At 49.1% G+C, this 14414-nt stretch carries 16 protein-coding genes; 10 read left to right on the top strand and 6 right to left on the bottom strand.

Annotated features, from left to right (window positions below):
- Nucleotides 1-93 precede the first annotated feature (93 nt).
- Genes GN278_12805 through GN278_12795 form a run of 3 tightly spaced genes read right to left on the bottom strand, consistent with a single transcriptional unit; the run spans nucleotide 94 to nucleotide 2575 of the window.
- Nucleotides 94-1065 carry a pyridoxal-phosphate dependent enzyme gene (locus tag GN278_12805; GenBank protein XAT61554.1) on the bottom strand — a complete coding sequence of 324 codons (972 nt, stop codon included), beginning with the start codon at nucleotides 1063-1065 and terminating at the stop codon, nucleotides 94-96.
- Entirely contained in the window at nucleotides 1062-1889 is an 828-nt protein-coding gene (locus GN278_12800) for an alpha/beta fold hydrolase (GenBank protein XAT61553.1), read from the bottom strand. The genes GN278_12805 and GN278_12800 overlap by 4 nt, the downstream gene beginning before the upstream one ends.
- On the bottom strand, nucleotides 1886-2575 hold the full coding sequence (locus GN278_12795; GenBank protein ID XAT61552.1) for a haloacid dehalogenase type II: 690 nt from the start codon (nucleotides 2573-2575) through the stop codon (nucleotides 1886-1888). The genes GN278_12800 and GN278_12795 overlap by 4 nt, the downstream gene beginning before the upstream one ends.
- Before the next feature lie 247 nt (nucleotides 2576-2822).
- Between GN278_12795 and chrA the strand changes: the two genes are divergently transcribed.
- Nucleotides 2823-4109 carry a chromate efflux transporter gene (gene chrA, locus GN278_12790; GenBank protein ID XAT61551.1) on the top strand — a complete coding sequence of 429 codons (1287 nt, stop codon included), beginning with the start codon at nucleotides 2823-2825 and terminating at the stop codon, nucleotides 4107-4109.
- A gap of 85 nt (nucleotides 4110-4194) precedes the next feature.
- Here chrA and GN278_12785 read toward each other — a convergent pair whose 3' ends face one another.
- Together GN278_12785 and GN278_12780 are read right to left on the bottom strand one after the other, a co-directional pair.
- Nucleotides 4195-5178 carry a zinc-binding dehydrogenase gene (locus GN278_12785; protein XAT61550.1) on the bottom strand — a complete coding sequence of 328 codons (984 nt, stop codon included), beginning with the start codon at nucleotides 5176-5178 and terminating at the stop codon, nucleotides 4195-4197.
- An 18-nt stretch (nucleotides 5179-5196) separates the two neighbouring features.
- Complete coding sequence (locus GN278_12780) at nucleotides 5197-5619, bottom strand: transcriptional repressor (GenBank protein ID XAT61549.1); 423 nt, start codon at nucleotides 5617-5619, stop codon at nucleotides 5197-5199.
- 169 nt (nucleotides 5620-5788) lie between these two features.
- Between GN278_12780 and fabA the strand changes: the two genes are divergently transcribed.
- Genes fabA through GN278_12765 form a run of 3 tightly spaced genes read left to right on the top strand, consistent with a single transcriptional unit; the run spans nucleotide 5789 to nucleotide 8371 of the window.
- Entirely contained in the window at nucleotides 5789-6298 is a 510-nt protein-coding gene (gene fabA, locus GN278_12775; protein XAT61548.1) for a bifunctional 3-hydroxydecanoyl-ACP dehydratase/trans-2-decenoyl-ACP isomerase, read from the top strand.
- 33 nt (nucleotides 6299-6331) lie between these two features.
- Entirely contained in the window at nucleotides 6332-7561 is a 1230-nt protein-coding gene (gene fabB / locus GN278_12770) for a beta-ketoacyl-ACP synthase I (GenBank protein ID XAT61547.1), read from the top strand.
- An 18-nt stretch (nucleotides 7562-7579) separates the two neighbouring features.
- Nucleotides 7580-8371, top strand: coding sequence for an SDR family oxidoreductase (locus tag GN278_12765; GenBank protein XAT61546.1), 792 nt, complete (start codon nucleotides 7580-7582; stop codon nucleotides 8369-8371).
- Between the two features lie 21 nt (nucleotides 8372-8392).
- Here GN278_12765 and GN278_12760 read toward each other — a convergent pair whose 3' ends face one another.
- Complete coding sequence (locus tag GN278_12760; GenBank protein ID XAT61545.1) at nucleotides 8393-9259, bottom strand: hypothetical protein; 867 nt, start codon at nucleotides 9257-9259, stop codon at nucleotides 8393-8395.
- Between the two features lie 113 nt (nucleotides 9260-9372).
- Here GN278_12760 and miaB point away from each other — a divergent pair, with 113 nt between their 5' ends.
- The 6 genes from miaB (at nucleotide 9373) to GN278_12730 (ending at nucleotide 14411) form a co-directional block, all read left to right on the top strand.
- Entirely contained in the window at nucleotides 9373-10695 is a 1323-nt protein-coding gene (miaB, locus tag GN278_12755) for a tRNA (N6-isopentenyl adenosine(37)-C2)-methylthiotransferase MiaB (GenBank protein ID XAT61544.1), read from the top strand.
- Nucleotides 10696-10927: 232 nt separating this feature from the next.
- Entirely contained in the window at nucleotides 10928-11470 is a 543-nt protein-coding gene (locus tag GN278_12750) for an OmpA family protein (GenBank protein XAT62661.1), read from the top strand.
- A gap of 124 nt (nucleotides 11471-11594) precedes the next feature.
- Nucleotides 11595-11807, top strand: coding sequence for a hypothetical protein (locus tag GN278_12745; GenBank protein XAT61543.1), 213 nt, complete (start codon nucleotides 11595-11597; stop codon nucleotides 11805-11807).
- Between the two features lie 213 nt (nucleotides 11808-12020).
- Nucleotides 12021-12950, top strand: coding sequence for an AAA family ATPase (locus GN278_12740; GenBank protein XAT62660.1), 930 nt, complete (start codon nucleotides 12021-12023; stop codon nucleotides 12948-12950).
- 43 nt (nucleotides 12951-12993) lie between these two features.
- The gene (ybeY, locus tag GN278_12735; protein XAT61542.1) at nucleotides 12994-13482 is read left to right on the top strand and encodes an rRNA maturation RNase YbeY; all 489 of its coding nucleotides are present in this window, start codon (nucleotides 12994-12996) and stop codon (nucleotides 13480-13482) included.
- A 38-nt stretch (nucleotides 13483-13520) separates the two neighbouring features.
- A complete protein-coding gene (locus GN278_12730) occupies nucleotides 13521-14411 on the top strand; it encodes a CBS domain-containing protein (protein ID XAT61541.1) in 891 nt (296 codons plus the stop codon).
- Nucleotides 14412-14414: the final 3 nt, after the last annotated feature.

The raw sequence follows: 14414 nt of genomic DNA, 5'->3' as shown, positions 1-14414 counted from the left end.
ATTTTTCAAACCGCCTGCTGCCACATGCGCGCGCTTTTAGCAATGAGTGCAGGTGATTTGCCGCGGATTTTGGCAACATTATGCTTGATTTGATTAGTCTTTGGTTTGCAGGGCTCGGGTAAACATCTCGGCCTCAACATTTCCGCCTGAAGCGACTGCAATGACAGTGTCTGAGGCGATGCTATCGCCATGAAAAAGCGCCGCAGCCAAAGCCACTGCGCCGCCGGGTTCGATGACAATTTTCAGCCGCTCAAACGCCATCGCCATTGCCCGCAAGGCTTCGTCTTCGCTGACCACCAGGCCGGCGCCGCAGTGCTTTTGAAGGATTGGGAAAGTAATCTCGCCCGGTGTTGGGGTCACGATCGCATCACAAATGCTACCGGTTTTTGCGTCATTGGCAACACGGGTCCCCGCTGCCAGTGATCGGGCAGTATCGTCAAAGCCTTCGGGTTCCACGGTTCGAACGGTCATGTCGGGAGCGTGTTTTGATAAAGCCAACGCAATACCGCTAGAGAGCCCACCGCCACCGCAACATACGAGCACTTCTGCGGCCCCAACATCAAGATCACGCGACTGCTGAGCAATCTCAAGCCCAGTGGTACCTTGTCCGGCAATCACTTGTGGCTCGTCATATGGTTTGATCAATCTTAGCCCGCGTTCATTGGCCAGAACCTCGGCGATCTCCTCACGGCTTTCATTCGCCCGATCATAGAGCACAATTTCAGCGCCATAAGCGCGGGTGTTGGCTAATTTGATTTCAGGGGCGTCGCTTGGCATTACAATGACCGCAGGCGCATTATGCTGCTGTGCGGCCAGTGCAATCCCTTGCGCATGGTTGCCCGAGGAAAAGGCCAAAATGCCTTTCTCGCGCACCTCATCGGGCAGGGCGGAAATTGCGGCAAATGCGCCTCGGTATTTAAAGCTGCCGGTATGTTGCAGGCACTCGGCTTTGACATAAAGCCGCCGGCCGGCAATCTCATCCAGAAAAGGGGAATGAAGCAACGGAGTCCGGCGGGCTTTCCCGAGCAGCCGAATGGCCGCGGCGTGGATCATTTCTAAGTTCATTGTCTCATCACCTTTATCCAACGGCGTAACGCCTCAAGCGATTCCGGTTCGTCCAGAAACGGAATATGACCACGGTCTGGAACTGCAGTCTTTATCATATCTGGATGTTTTTCAAACATTTTTTGTAAAGTCTGGGCGGAAAGAAGATTCGAGTTAGCCCCACGGATCACACAGAGCGGTAAGCCTTCAGTTGCGTTAAACAGTGGCCATAAATCAGGTGAGGGCTGTGTAAAGCTATGGCGCACCGCCTCGCGTAATTGCGGATCATACCGAAGGTTCAACCCATCACCGGTTTGCTCAAACAGGTTTTTCACGTCTTGCAGCCACCGCTTGTGCGGCACATTATCAAAGCCAACCATCTGCCCCGCTCGGGCAACTGCGGCCTCTTCCCACGTACGTTCGGTCGGTGGGACGCCCAGATAATCGAAAATTGCGCCCAATCCATCTGAGGCCAATTCAGGCCCAACATCATTCAAGCCCACCCCAAGCAGGCGTGATTTTGCCGTCGCCGCCAAAAACATTGCAATCATACCGCCACGCGATGTTCCCAAAACGGCGCAGCGCTCGATCCCTAAATGATCGAGCAATTCGAGCGCATCCTTGGCTTCGCGCGGCACGCTATAGGTAGAGATATCTTCCGCCCAGTCCGAGCGTCCCCGGCCGCGGTAGTCGAGCATAATCACCCGATGATCAGACAAATGCGGGGCGACGAAACAAAAATCATCGCTGCATCGGGTCAGCCCGGCAAGGCAGAGGATCGGCAGGCCGCTACCGGTATCGCTATAATAAAGCGACAAACCGTCGGATGTTGTGAAATTACTCATGTTGCCTCAGCCAATTTTGGAATATCGGTTAAATCCTGCATCTGGTGCTGTGCTGTCCAGGGCAGCCGGTCCATTGGATCACTGGCACGGTTGACCCAGACACAACTAAAGCCGTAACCGCTAGCGGCCGCTGCGTCCCAGCCGTTGGATGAGACAAAAAGCACTTGGTCTTTGGTGCAGCCAAAATGCGAGCCCACCAGATCGTAAACTCGTCTGTCGGGTTTGAAAACGCCCACGCTTTGCACTGATAAAACCGCATCCAAGTGTTCGCTTAATCCGGCAGAGCGCACAGCACCGTCCAGCATATCCGGTGAACCGTTGGACAAAATCGCGGTGGCAAAACCTTTGGCTTTAAGCGCGGCAAGCATTTCGGGGACCTCGTCATAGGCTTGTAATTCCCAGTAAAGGCTTAAAAGCCTCTCGCGCAATTCAACATCCTTTTGAAGCCCAAGGGCATCAAGCGCAAAATCCAGACCATTTTGGGTCACAGTCCAGAAATCGGTATGCTCGTCTGTGATCGCCCGGAGCCATGTATATTGCAGCTGTTTGGCGCGCCAAATTTCGGCCAGTTTCGGCCATTGGGTTGCAAATTCACTGCGGCCGGGTTCCGCCGCCACAATGCGGGCAGCGGCAGCCACATCAAAAAGGGTTCCATAAGCATCAAAAACGCAAGTTGTTATGGCCATCTTTTGATCCTTTTGGTGCAATCTGCCATGCGAAAGGCTCTTGGAAAAGCAAAAATTACTATTTATTCTTTAAGATGATTTGCAAGTGGTAAGAGTCCGTAAATGCCTGAGCAGCGCAAAGATGTTGTAAATAGATGAAATTTCTTGGCGGTCGCAATATTTTGGCTCGGCTGTCATGTGCTGCCTTGCTCTGACAGGCATGGGATGCCATGCATGAGGTGAATAGTTTAACGCGCCGCGGGGTTTTATGCCACAGCCAAGCTTGATGCAAACTTTGCCGATCTGGGCACGGATCGGGATGCTGTCCTTTGGCGGCCCAGCTGCGCAAATTGCCTTGATGCACCGCGTCATTGTGGATGAGCAGAAATGGATGCGTGAGCGCGAATATCTCAACGCGCTGGCATTCTGTATGCTGCTTCCTGGACCTGAAGCGATGCAACTGGCCACTTATTCGGGGTGGCGGCTACATGGTATTCGCGGCGGCTTAGCGGCTGGTTTACTTTTCGTGCTGCCCGGGGCAGCGGTTATTTTGGCGCTGGCAGCGATTTATCTGCTCTATGGCGATGTGCCTTGGTTGCAAGCGCTGTTTTTGGGCATCAAGGCGGCGGTTCTGGTGATTGTTCTTGAAGCCTTGCTACGGGTGACAAAGCGCAGCCTGACCCAAACGCGCCATTGGCTGATTGCCGGTCTGTCTTTTTTTAGTTTGTTTTGCCTGAGCCTGCCGTTTCCATTGGTCATCCTTGTGGCTGGTATCTATGGGTTTTGGTTTGCCAGCTTAGAGCACAGCCCGAACCGTGATGCCAAAGTCGATGTGTCGCCCTTGCGCAGTCTGGCCACCATCCTGATCTGGCTTTTGATTTGGTGGGCGCCGATCTTGGTGGTTGCGCATTTTGCCGAAAGCGGCGTTTTGGCCGAGATAGGCATCTTTTTTTCAAAACTGGCGACCGTAACTTTTGGCGGAGCTTATGCGGTGCTTGCCTATATGGCGCAGGATGCGGTGGAGGCAAAGCACTGGTTGAGCGCCACAGAAATGATGGATGGTCTGGGGTTGGCAGAAACAACCCCCGGACCGTTGATTTTAGTGACCGAGTTTGTTGGCTTTCTTGCCGGTGCGCGGGCCAGTGGTGGACTTGATTTGGGGGCCGGGCTGGCCGCTGCGGGGATGACGCTTTGGGCGACCTTTGCACCCTGCTTTTTGTGGGTGTTTACCGGCGCGCCCTATATCGAATGGATTGCATCCAAACGCCGCTTGAGCGCGGCGCTTGCGGCCATATCGGCCGCTGTAGTCGGGGTGATTTTGAACCTGTCGATCTGGTTTGCGCTGCATGTGCTTTTTGCCGATGTGCAAAGGCATGGGCTGGGGCCGGTGACCGTTTGGTGGCCAGATCTGAGCACGCTTGATGTTTGGGCATTGGCGCTTGCGGGGATAGCAGCCGTTTTGCTGCTTGTGATGAAAAGAAGCGTTTTATTGACGCTTGGCCTTTGTTCAGTTTTGGGGATGGCGTCCAGTTTTGTTTTGACACCATTTGGCTAGATTGACCGGGTTTTAACAGCTGGATTGTGCACCACCGCGATACCACCGCGATACCGACGTAAAACAGATGTGGCATTTTGCCAGTTTAGGGGGCCAGTAAAACCGCCCCGCTGCGGCCGCCGCGCTCGATCTGTTCATGGGCTTTGACACAGTCCTGAAGTGGATAAATCTCGTGCACTGCCGGATTTAATGCTCCATCAGCAAAGGCATCATGCAGCTTGTTGATCGCATTTGCACGCTGCGAGGGCTCTAGAATATAGACCAGAACGATATCCACAGTGATGGCTTTAAACAAATACGGCCCAAAGGGAAAAACAGGGTTCATTTCAAGTGCTGATCCATAAGCGGCAATGGTGCCTGAGGGCCGCATAACGCGCCCCAAAAGTTCGGCATTTAGGCCAAATTCCACCTCGACCGCGCGGTCTATGCCATTGGGTTCAATAGCAGAAATCTGCTTGGCAAGATCGGGTGCGCGGTAATCAAGCACATGATCCGCGCCTGCTTCTTTGACACGATCAAAGCCGCCCGGGGATGCGGTTGCAATCACGCGCGCGCCGCCCCATTTTGCCAATTGAATCGCATTATGCGCCACCGAGCCAGCGCCGCCCGAGATTAAAACGGTCTGGTGTTTGACGTCACCCCCGCCAAAAACACAATGCGCAGCGGTCAGTCCGGGGATGCCCAAGGTTGCGCCGCTTTCAAAAGTCATGTTTTCAGGCATTTGAACCGCTTGCTCTGCAGGCAGGGCGATATATTCCGCAGCAGTCCCAAAAGCCCGCCCCCATTGCCCGTTCCAGACCCAAACCCGCTCCCCCACGCGGTTTTCATCCACCCCCGCGCCCACAGCTTCGATGGTACCAGCGCCGTCGGAATGTGGGATGACCAAATCATATGCAGGCTTGGTGACACCGGGCCGGATACCAGCGCGTGATTTAACGTCAGAGGGGTTTGCTCCTGACAGCTCAATTCTGACCAATACTTCGCCAGTTTGCGGCGACGGGGTTGGACATTGTTCTAGCGTCAGGACCTGGCTCGCTGGACCAAACCGGCGATAAACAATTGTACGCATGTTAACCTTTTGAATTTCTTATTTTGTTTTTTTACGTAACCGAATGATGACATCTACTGAGCTGATCTCAGCGCCTTCGGGAGCCAGTGGAATTTCTTTGATTTTTAGCTGATCAGCGGGAGCATCGGTGAGCTTACCGTCATCTTCCCAGTAAAAATGCGGATGGTCATGGGTGTTTGTGTCAAAATAGCTTTTCGATCCGTCTACTGTCACTTCTTGCATCAATCCGCTGTCACAAAAAACCCGCAAAGTATTGTAAACGGTGGCCAAAGAGACCTTGTTGCCCAGGTGCTGGACATTTTCAAATAGGCTTTCTGCCGTCACATGGCGATGATTTCCATCTCCAATAAGCGCTTCTGCAAGAGCTAACCTTTGGCGGGTTGGGCGTAGGTTGGCTTTCGAGAGCCAGCGGCTTGCTTTTAGGATTGAGGCTGAAGTCATGGCGTTTCCTGATTGCGAGGATTGCAGTTTATCGATGATTATGAAAGAATTCCAATGTTTTTTTATCGCTTATTGTCGCAACGGTCGTCTGCGAGGCTTGCATGCCTGTTGGCCTCAATGATAGAGAATAACGAATTTCATGTTGCTTGTGTTGAAGGAGAGCGCCTGAATGGCTAATTTTCCCACCAGTTTTGATAAAGAAGACTTGCTGAAATGTGCAAGGGGGGAATTATTTGGCCCCGGAAATGCGCAGCTTCCAGAACCCCCAATGTTGATGATGGATCGCATCACAGAAATTAGCCAGGATGGCGGGGACCATGGGAAAGGCCATGTTATTGCCGAGTTTGATCTAACCCCCGATCTTTGGTTTTTTGACTGCCATTTTCCCGGCAATCCAATTATGCCGGGGTGCTTGGGCCTAGATGGACTATGGCAGTTGACTGGATTTAATCTCGGTTGGCGGGGTTGGAAGGGCCGTGGATATGCTTTGGGCGTCGGCGAGGTGAAACTCACAGGTATGGTCCGGCCAGATCGCAAGATGCTAAAGTATTTTGTTCATTTTTCAAAAGCCATTCAAACCCGCAGGTTGACCATGGGTGTAGCAGATGGCCGGGTTGAGGCCGATGGTGAAACCATTTATCAAGTCAAAGACATGAAGGTGGCTTTGTCGGAAAGCTAAGTCAGACCTTTTTATATTTTAAGGAGTGCGCCAATGCGCCGAGTGGTCATCACTGGACTAGGGGTTGTTTCCTCTATCGGAAATAATGCGACAGAAGTACTTGCCAGCCTCAAGGCGGGAAAGTCTGGCATTACTGCCAATGCAGACATGCAAGAGCATGGCTTTCGCAGTCAGGTTGCAGGGTCGGTTGATCTAGATATACGTGAGCATGTTGACAAGCGGGTCTTACGGTTCATGGGACCGGGCGCAGCCTATGCTTTTCTGTCTATGCAACAAGCAATTGCCGATGCTGGTTTGGAGGAAAGCGATGTTTCCAATCCCCGTACTGGATTGGTTGCCGGTTCTGGCGGGCCATCAACAAGCGCAATGCTGGCCGCGCATCAAGTTGTCCTAAAATCGGGCGCCCCGAAACGCATTGGACCTTTTGCAGTGCCGAAATGCATGTCCTCCACGATTTCAGCAAACCTTTCGACAGCCCATAAAATCAAAGGTATCAATTATTCGATTACCTCAGCCTGCTCCACATCCCTGCATTGCATTGGCAATGCAGCGGAACAGATAATGTTAGGCAAACAGGATGTGATGTTTGCAGGCGGTGGAGAAGAATTGGATTGGACCCTGTCCTGTTTATTCGATGCTATGGGCGCAATGTCGAGCAAATATAATGATACGCCAGAGCGTGCCTCTCGGGCATTTGACAGGGACCGTGATGGATTTGTGATTTCCGGTGGGGGCGGCATTATTGTGCTTGAAGACCTAGAGCATGCAAAAGCGCGCGGCGCTAAAATCTATGCAGAAGTGACCGGATATGGTGCAACCTCGGATGGCCATGATATGGTTGCCCCTTCTGGTGAAGGTGGCGAGCGCGCGATGCGCGCAGCCTTGAGCAGCCTGCCCAATGGGCGTCAAGTTGGCTATATTAATGCCCACGGCACATCGACCCCAGTTGGAGATGTCGGCGAGATAGAGGCAGTTCGACGTGTTTTTTACGAGGGCAACGTGCCATTGGTCAGTTCCACCAAGTCAATGACCGGTCATAGTCAAGGGGCAACCGGAGCACAGGAAGCAATTTATTGTCTTTTGATGCTCGAGCATGATTTCATTGCACCCTCGATTAATGTCGAAAATTTGGACCCAGCCTTGCAGCCTTCAGAAATTGCGACCAGCTTGGTTGAAAAAGCCAATTTAGATACGGTTATGACAAATAGTTTTGGCTTTGGAGGCACCAACGGATCAATGTTGCTGTCAAAATACCAGGGATAATCAAAGGAAAATTGAACCATGACTGGACAGTTATCAGGCAAACGCGGTTTGATTATGGGGGTTGCCAACGAACGCTCAATCGCTTGGGGAATTGCAAAATCTATGCATGAAGCAGGCGCTGAGTTGGCATTTACATACCAAGGCGAAGCCTTTGGCAAGCGGCTTGCGCCACTGGCCGCTTCAGTTGGATCAGATTTCATGGTGGATGTCGATGTGACGGACGACGTTTCGCTGGAGACTGCTTTTGATCAACTAGCCGACCGCTGGCCCACAATTGATTTTTTGGTGCATGCCATTGCCTATTCGGACAAAAGCGAATTGACCGGTCGTTTCATCAACACCAGTCGGGAAAACTTCAAAAACTCTCTAGATATTTCTGCGTATTCCTTTGTCGAGGTGGCCAGGCGGGCCTATCCGCTGATGCAGGAAAACGGAGGCACTTTACTGACACTAAGCTATCAAGGTTCAAACCGGGTGACACCGTTTTACAATGTGATGGGAGTCGCCAAAGCCGCTCTTGAAGCGACCACGAGATATCTAGCCAATGACTTGGGCCGGGATGGAATTCGGGTCAATGCAATCTCTCCTGGACCAATGAAAACATTAGCCGGTGCCGCGATTGGTGGAGCGCGCAAGACATATAAGTTTACTGATCAAAATGCGCCTTTGGGATCAAACGCAACGCTTGAAGCGGTCGGCGGTACGGCTGTTTATCTTGCGTCAGAAGCAGGTGCATTTACTACTGGTGAAATCATCCGAGTCGACGGTGGAGTCCATATTTTGGGAATGCCGCAAGCAGACAATCTTTAAAGTGCGATATTCTGCGCAGCTTCAAAACCACTGACCTGGTTCGATCAAGCCCAAGTCAAGCAGTTGGCTGGAATGCCACTTGAAGTGTGTTGAATGCTCCCATGACAGATCTTTAATCTCTGATTTAGAGTCTGGGTTGCTCATCAAAGCTTTGGCTGCGCGAAACGAAACGACTGCTGCGGTTAGATTATTGTGCCAGGGGCAAGCATAGGTATTATATTCTTGGTTATTGAAGGTGTAATTTTGGGATATGTTAATCCCCTTACCGGCTTTGAAAATTGAAATTCGATCGATTTTCCTTTTCTCATAGGGAACATATTCCTCAAAGCGCCAACGCAGGCCTCCGAAAAAATCTAGTTGACGATCCATAGCGCGATGGGTTTGCGGGTCAGAACGCGCCATCGCAAAATAACCCGCCTCGTCAAGGTATGCATTATCTGTTGAAGTCGCTTCCGCCGTGTTTGTGAAATCTTTCGTGTAGAGATCCACAACAAAAGTGAGCATGGCCTCTCGACGTTCTTCGCTATGAAAATTCAATAATTCTGCAACCGAGCGGGTTTCGCAAAATGGAAAAAAGAGGTACTCTGCATTGTAACAAAAATAGACCCATTGGCTTGACGCTAAGGTATTGATTTTATTAATTATAACACTGACTTCTGGTGAATTAAACAGGTCAACATAGACTGAAACTAAATTGTTTTTAAACTCTGAAGGCAGTGTGGGCATAGCCTTGGTGAAAATAATGATTTTAGTGAAACCTAATTTTGAATGGTGTAAAATAGTAGAAGCAAGCTCTACTTCGTCCTCAGCAAAAATCAGGGCAATTGGACCTTTCTGAAGGTGATGTTTTCCTGATTTAAAAAAATCATCAAGGCTTGCATAATCCATAAATACACACTCATATTGGGGTTCGCGTAATCAAAATTAAAAAACAACTTATTGCAAGTTTCTTCGAACCTAGTGTATCGGGCATTAAATTTCAACAAATTGGACCGTTTTGCATGAGCACGTCAAAAAAAGTATTTGTAAAGACATATGGCTGTCAAATGAATGTTTATGATAGCGAACGTATGGTCGAAGCGCTGGGCAGCAAGGGGTATGAACAAACCACGAAGCCTGAAGATGCAGATATGATTTTGCTGAACACCTGCCATATTCGCGAAAAAGCTGCAGAAAAGGTATATTCAGAACTGGGCCGGTTCAAAGAGCTCAAAGCCGAAAAGCCTAATCTAAAAATCGGTGTCGCCGGATGTGTTGCTCAGGCGGAGGGTGAAGAAATAATGCGCCGCCAGCCAATGGTTGATTTGGTGGTTGGTCCCCAGAGTTATCACCGCTTACCTGAGCTTGAAGCAAAACTGGAAAATGGCGGTAAATCAATAGAGACGGATTTTCCGGAAGAAGACAAGTTCACAATTCTAAAAGATCGGCCAAAAGGCAAACGAGCACCGAGTGCTTTTTTGACGGTTCAAGAGGGCTGTGATAAATTTTGTGCGTTTTGTGTAGTGCCATATACTCGGGGAGCAGAAGTATCGCGGCCGGCTGAGCAGATTTTGTCTGAAGCAAGAGGATTGGTCGAGCGAGGTGTGCGAGAGATCACCTTGTTAGGGCAAAACGTGAATGCCTACCATGGTATTGGTGCAAAGGGTGCAGAATGGTCATTAGCTCGCCTGATCTGGGCCCTAGATGAAATAGATGGCTTGCAGCGCATACGTTTTACGACCAGTCACCCCAATGACATGGCTGATGATTTAATCGAGGCACATGCAACTTGCACCAAGTTGATGCCGTATTTGCATCTTCCAGTGCAATCAGGGTCAAACAAGATTTTGAAACGCATGAACCGCTCACATAGTGCCGAAAGTTATCTCAAACTTATTGAAAAAATCCGTGAAGCGAGACCAGACATTTTACTTTCGGGTGATTTTATAGTGGGTTTTCCGGAAGAGACAGAGGAAGATTTTGAAGATACGATGGATTTGATCAAAGAGGTTAAATATGGCCAGGCCTTTTCGTTTAAATATTCAACGCGCCCGGGGACGCCCGCTGCTGAGCGCAAACAAGTTCCAGAGAGTTTAAAAACTGAAAGATTACGTCGACTGCAAGCTTTGATTGCGACGCAGCAGAGTGAAATACAGGACCAGATGGTAGGACGCACTGTCAGTGTACTCTTTGAAAAAAAAGGTCGCTTTGATGGTCAAATGGTCGGTAAGTCCGAATATTTGCATGCTGTCCATGTGACATCAAATGACGTCGCAATTGGCTCTTTGGAGCAAGTACGAATCACCAAAAGTAAAGTGAACTCGTTAACTGGAGAGCTCATTTGATGCGAGAGATCATTTTATTCTCACAGTGGGCCAATGGCTTTTGGCAAAAACTTCAACGAAATTTGATTTTGGGCAATTTTGTTGCCACTATGGCGGCAATGTAGTTGAATTAGTAGGAGTTTTGTAAAAGTCTTGAATTTAGTTATTTAAGGTATATCTTTAATACAATAGTATATGAAATAAGATTCACCTTAGCATAGCTTGATTATCTACGATGCATTTTTTTAACTTTATGACTCTGATTCTTTGTGACACCCGAAGTGTTTTTATTGGAATGCTTCTGTGGGCAATCACTTCTTCAAATGTTGCTTTGGCGCAGCAGAATTATGTACCAGGGATTTGGGTTGACCCTGATGGATGTCAGCACTGGGTTATGGACGATGGAGCAGAAGGTTACATGACGCCGCATGTGACCAGAGATGGTCGTCCAGTTTGTGAAAAAAGATCTTTATGTGCTGAGTTGTCTGGCGATCAGCTTTTCAAAACTGATAGTGCAAGATTGACGTCTGCTTCAGAGCGCAAGCTTAGAAGTTTTTTTATATCTGCCCAGAATTTCCAATTCGTAATAGTTGGGCATACTGATAGTCGAGCCTCGGAACTTTACAATATGCGGCTGTCTAAATCGCGTGCAATAGCGGTTGCAGCAATTGGAAGATCAGTTGGAGCCAGGATTTTAGCAGTTCAAGCCTACGGTGAAACGCAACCAAAAATGTCTAATGCAACAGCTGCTGGCATGGCGGAAAATCGCCGCGTAGAAATTATTTGTGTGACTTAGCCTAATGTCTAATATTCAACTTACCAAGTTTCTTTTGACGTTAATTCTTTGTTTTTTAGCCGGCTGCGAAAGCGGAGATTCCCAGTTCTTAGCCTCCGATATCCAAGACAAAAGTAAAGACGGGATGTTTGGCAAAAAAGACTTAAAAGACCTAAAAGCTGGTATCTGGATTGATCCAAATGGCTGCCAGCATTGGATCATCGACGATGGCGTAGAGGGGTATTTGTCACAGCGGTTGTTGAGAAATGGAAAACCGCTTTGTTTGGACGATTTTACCCCAAACGTGGCATCTGGGAGCTTTAAAGATGGTGAGACCTTTATCGGGGATTTGCTTTAAGAAAAATTCAATTTACAAGATGAGGCTTCTTTCGGTCCGATTTTGAGTTTTCTTTTTTATATCTTTGAGCATAAGCTTGCATTTTTGACGGATGCTTGACACCATAGGTGTAATGACAAGCAGGAGTAGCATGTGGCGCTAAGTTCGCTAAACCACCCGATCAAAAGTGACACCCCTTCGCAAGTATTGATTGATTTTCCGGACAATCGTTTAATGATTGATCTTTGCGGTGAGTTTGATCGCAACCTAGCCGAGATAGAAAGTAAACTTTCAGTACAGCTTATACGTCGCGGCAACCAAGTCGCAGTGATAGGCGCTGAGGAAGACCGCCAAGACGCGGTATCAGTCTTGCAACGGCTTTACCAACGCCTTGAAATGGGGCGTTCCGTAGAGTTAGGGGATGTCGACCGCGAACTGCGGATGGGATCAGCATCAGAACATTCAAAGGCAATTGAAAAAAGACGAACGGATATGTCCTTTTCTGACCGAGTTGAAATAAAAACACGCAAAAAGTCTGTTGAGCCGCGCACAGAGGCACAAAAAGCCTATGTTCGCGCAATGCTGTCGCATGAGCTTGCCTTTGGGATCGGCCCTGCGGGGACAGGGAAAACCTACTTGGCCGTTGCCGTTGCCGTATCTAAGTTTATTGCAGGAGAGGTGGACCGGATTGTTCTAAGCCGGCCTGCGGTGGAAGCGGGCGAGAAGCTGGGCTATTTGCCGGGCGATATGAAAGATAAAGTCGATCCTTATATGCAGCCGCTATATGATGCGTTAAATGATTTCTTGCCTGGCAAGCAATTGGCAAAGCTCATCGAAGAAAAACGTATTGAAATTGCACCTTTGGCATTTATGCGTGGGCGCACTTTGTCACACGCCTTTGTGGTCTTGGATGAAGCCCAGAATACAACCTCAATGCAGATGAAAATGTTTCTGACAAGATTGGGGGAAGGCTCGCGGATGGTTATTACAGGAGATAGAACACAAATAGATTTACCGCGCGGCGTAAATTCTGGTTTGATTGACGCAGAACGTTTATTGAAACATCTACCCAAAATCAGTTTTAATTATTTCACGTCAAAGGATGTGGTAAGGCACCCTCTGGTAGCCGCGATAATTGATGCCTATGATAGGGGATCAGATTGATAGGCATCATTTTTGGATTAGGCCTTTTAGGTGTACGGAAAAAATGCCAGTTGAGATAGTAATTGAAGACAAAAGATGGGCTGCTGTTGAATTCGAGAGGCTTTGCGATCGCGCTGTCGAGGCGGCGCTTAGCAATTTCGATCTGAATCCGAGCTTATTCACGGTTGAAATATTGGCGTGTGATGACACGCGGATCGCCTTTCTGAACCGTGATTTCCGCGGCCAAGCTAAGCCGACCAATGTTTTAAGCTGGCCATCAGCCGAGCGCGCTGCATCAAAAGATGGTGATGCGCCGATGTTGCCTTGTGTAAAGAGAGATTCAGAACTGGGAGCTATCGCGATATCTTATGATACCTGTGCGTGTGAGGCTGTCCAAGCCTGCAAGCCTTTGGCAGATCACCTACTGCATTTGGTTGTTCACGCAACCTTGCATTTACTTGGATATGACCATCAGCGTGACCAAGATGCCACGTTAATGGAAAGAATTGAAGTTAGGACACTTGGCAAACTGGGGGTGGATAACCCATATTAGTACCAAGGGCGGACTGCGTCTTTTTTTGGACAGGATAAATGGGCGACATAGACGGATCCTCTAGAGCAGCGCAAAGCGCGCAGCTCAATGAGCAAGACAGATCATTTTGGCACCGAACGAAAGATTGGGTATTTGCCAGAAATAGTAATTTGCAAAACGCAGATGCAGAGGGTGGTCGAGCGCCTTCTGTAGAGCCAAATAATCAACGCGGCATGATCAATCTAAGACGCTTGCAGGTTGAAGATGTTGCAATCCCCAAAGCGGAAATCGTGGCGGTCTCCGAAAGTATTTCCAAAGACGAGTTGGTCAAGGTTTTCCGCGATAGCGGCCTGACCCGAATACCAGTTTATTCGGGAACATTAGATACCCCGGTTGGAATGGCGCATTTAAAAGATTTTGCACTGAAATATGGGTTTCAAGATGAAGCCGATAGCTTTGATTTGGGGCCTATGTTGCGCCCTCTTCTGTTTGTTCCTTTGTCTATGCCAATTGGCGTTTTGCTAACCAAAATGCAAACCGAAAGACGTCACATGGCCTTGGTCATTGACGAATACGGAGGCGTTGACGGGTTGGTCACTATCGAAGATTTGATCGAGCAAGTGGTAGGTGAGATTGAAGACGAGCACGATTCCGATGAGGATACTTTTTGGACAATGGAAAAAGCCGATCAGTATCTGGCTTTAGCAAAAACACCACTTGAGGACTTTTCCTCTTTTACCCAAATAGATTTCACACAAGGCAAAGACATCGATGCTGAGGAAGTAGAAACATTGGGTGGCTTGGTCTTTATGCTGGCGGGCAGGGTTCCAGTACGGGGTGAGGTGATCCAACACCCGCAAGGCGCTGAGTTTGAGGTGGTAGACGCTGATCCGCGCCGTGTTAAGAGATTACGGGTTAGATTGCACGGCTTAACCAAGGCGGCAGAATAAAGC

It is taken from the genome of Rhodobacteraceae bacterium Araon29, assembly GCA_039640505.1.
GTDB lineage: Bacteria > Pseudomonadota > Alphaproteobacteria > Rhodobacterales > Rhodobacteraceae > CABZJG01.
The sequence above is the reverse complement of the archived record's forward strand: the minus strand, read 5'-3'. Positions and strand labels throughout refer to the sequence as shown.

What these genes read in the sequence shown, in the direction of transcription:
- GN278_12805 (XAT61554.1), bottom strand. Translation starts at nt 1,065, where the DNA reads ATGAACTTAGAAATGATCCACGCCGCGGCCATTCGGCTGCTCGGGAAA.
- GN278_12800 (XAT61553.1), bottom strand. Translation starts at nt 1,889, where the DNA reads ATGAGTAATTTCACAACATCCGACGGTTTGTCGCTTTATTATAGCGAT.
- GN278_12795 (XAT61552.1), bottom strand. Translation starts at nt 2,575, where the DNA reads ATGGCCATAACAACTTGCGTTTTTGATGCTTATGGAACCCTTTTTGAT.
- chrA (XAT61551.1), top strand. Translation starts at nt 2,823, where the DNA reads ATGCCACAGCCAAGCTTGATGCAAACTTTGCCGATCTGGGCACGGATC.
- GN278_12785 (XAT61550.1), bottom strand. Translation starts at nt 5,178, where the DNA reads ATGCGTACAATTGTTTATCGCCGGTTTGGTCCAGCGAGCCAGGTCCTG.
- GN278_12780 (XAT61549.1), bottom strand. Translation starts at nt 5,619, where the DNA reads ATGACTTCAGCCTCAATCCTAAAAGCAAGCCGCTGGCTCTCGAAAGCC.
- fabA (XAT61548.1), top strand. Translation starts at nt 5,789, where the DNA reads ATGGCTAATTTTCCCACCAGTTTTGATAAAGAAGACTTGCTGAAATGT.
- fabB (XAT61547.1), top strand. Translation starts at nt 6,332, where the DNA reads ATGCGCCGAGTGGTCATCACTGGACTAGGGGTTGTTTCCTCTATCGGA.
- GN278_12765 (XAT61546.1), top strand. Translation starts at nt 7,580, where the DNA reads ATGACTGGACAGTTATCAGGCAAACGCGGTTTGATTATGGGGGTTGCC.
- GN278_12760 (XAT61545.1), bottom strand. Translation starts at nt 9,259, where the DNA reads ATGGATTATGCAAGCCTTGATGATTTTTTTAAATCAGGAAAACATCAC.
- miaB (XAT61544.1), top strand. Translation starts at nt 9,373, where the DNA reads ATGAGCACGTCAAAAAAAGTATTTGTAAAGACATATGGCTGTCAAATG.
- GN278_12750 (XAT62661.1), top strand. Translation starts at nt 10,928, where the DNA reads ATGACTCTGATTCTTTGTGACACCCGAAGTGTTTTTATTGGAATGCTT.
- GN278_12745 (XAT61543.1), top strand. Translation starts at nt 11,595, where the DNA reads ATGTTTGGCAAAAAAGACTTAAAAGACCTAAAAGCTGGTATCTGGATT.
- GN278_12740 (XAT62660.1), top strand. Translation starts at nt 12,021, where the DNA reads ATGATTGATCTTTGCGGTGAGTTTGATCGCAACCTAGCCGAGATAGAA.
- ybeY (XAT61542.1), top strand. Translation starts at nt 12,994, where the DNA reads ATGCCAGTTGAGATAGTAATTGAAGACAAAAGATGGGCTGCTGTTGAA.
- GN278_12730 (XAT61541.1), top strand. Translation starts at nt 13,521, where the DNA reads ATGGGCGACATAGACGGATCCTCTAGAGCAGCGCAAAGCGCGCAGCTC.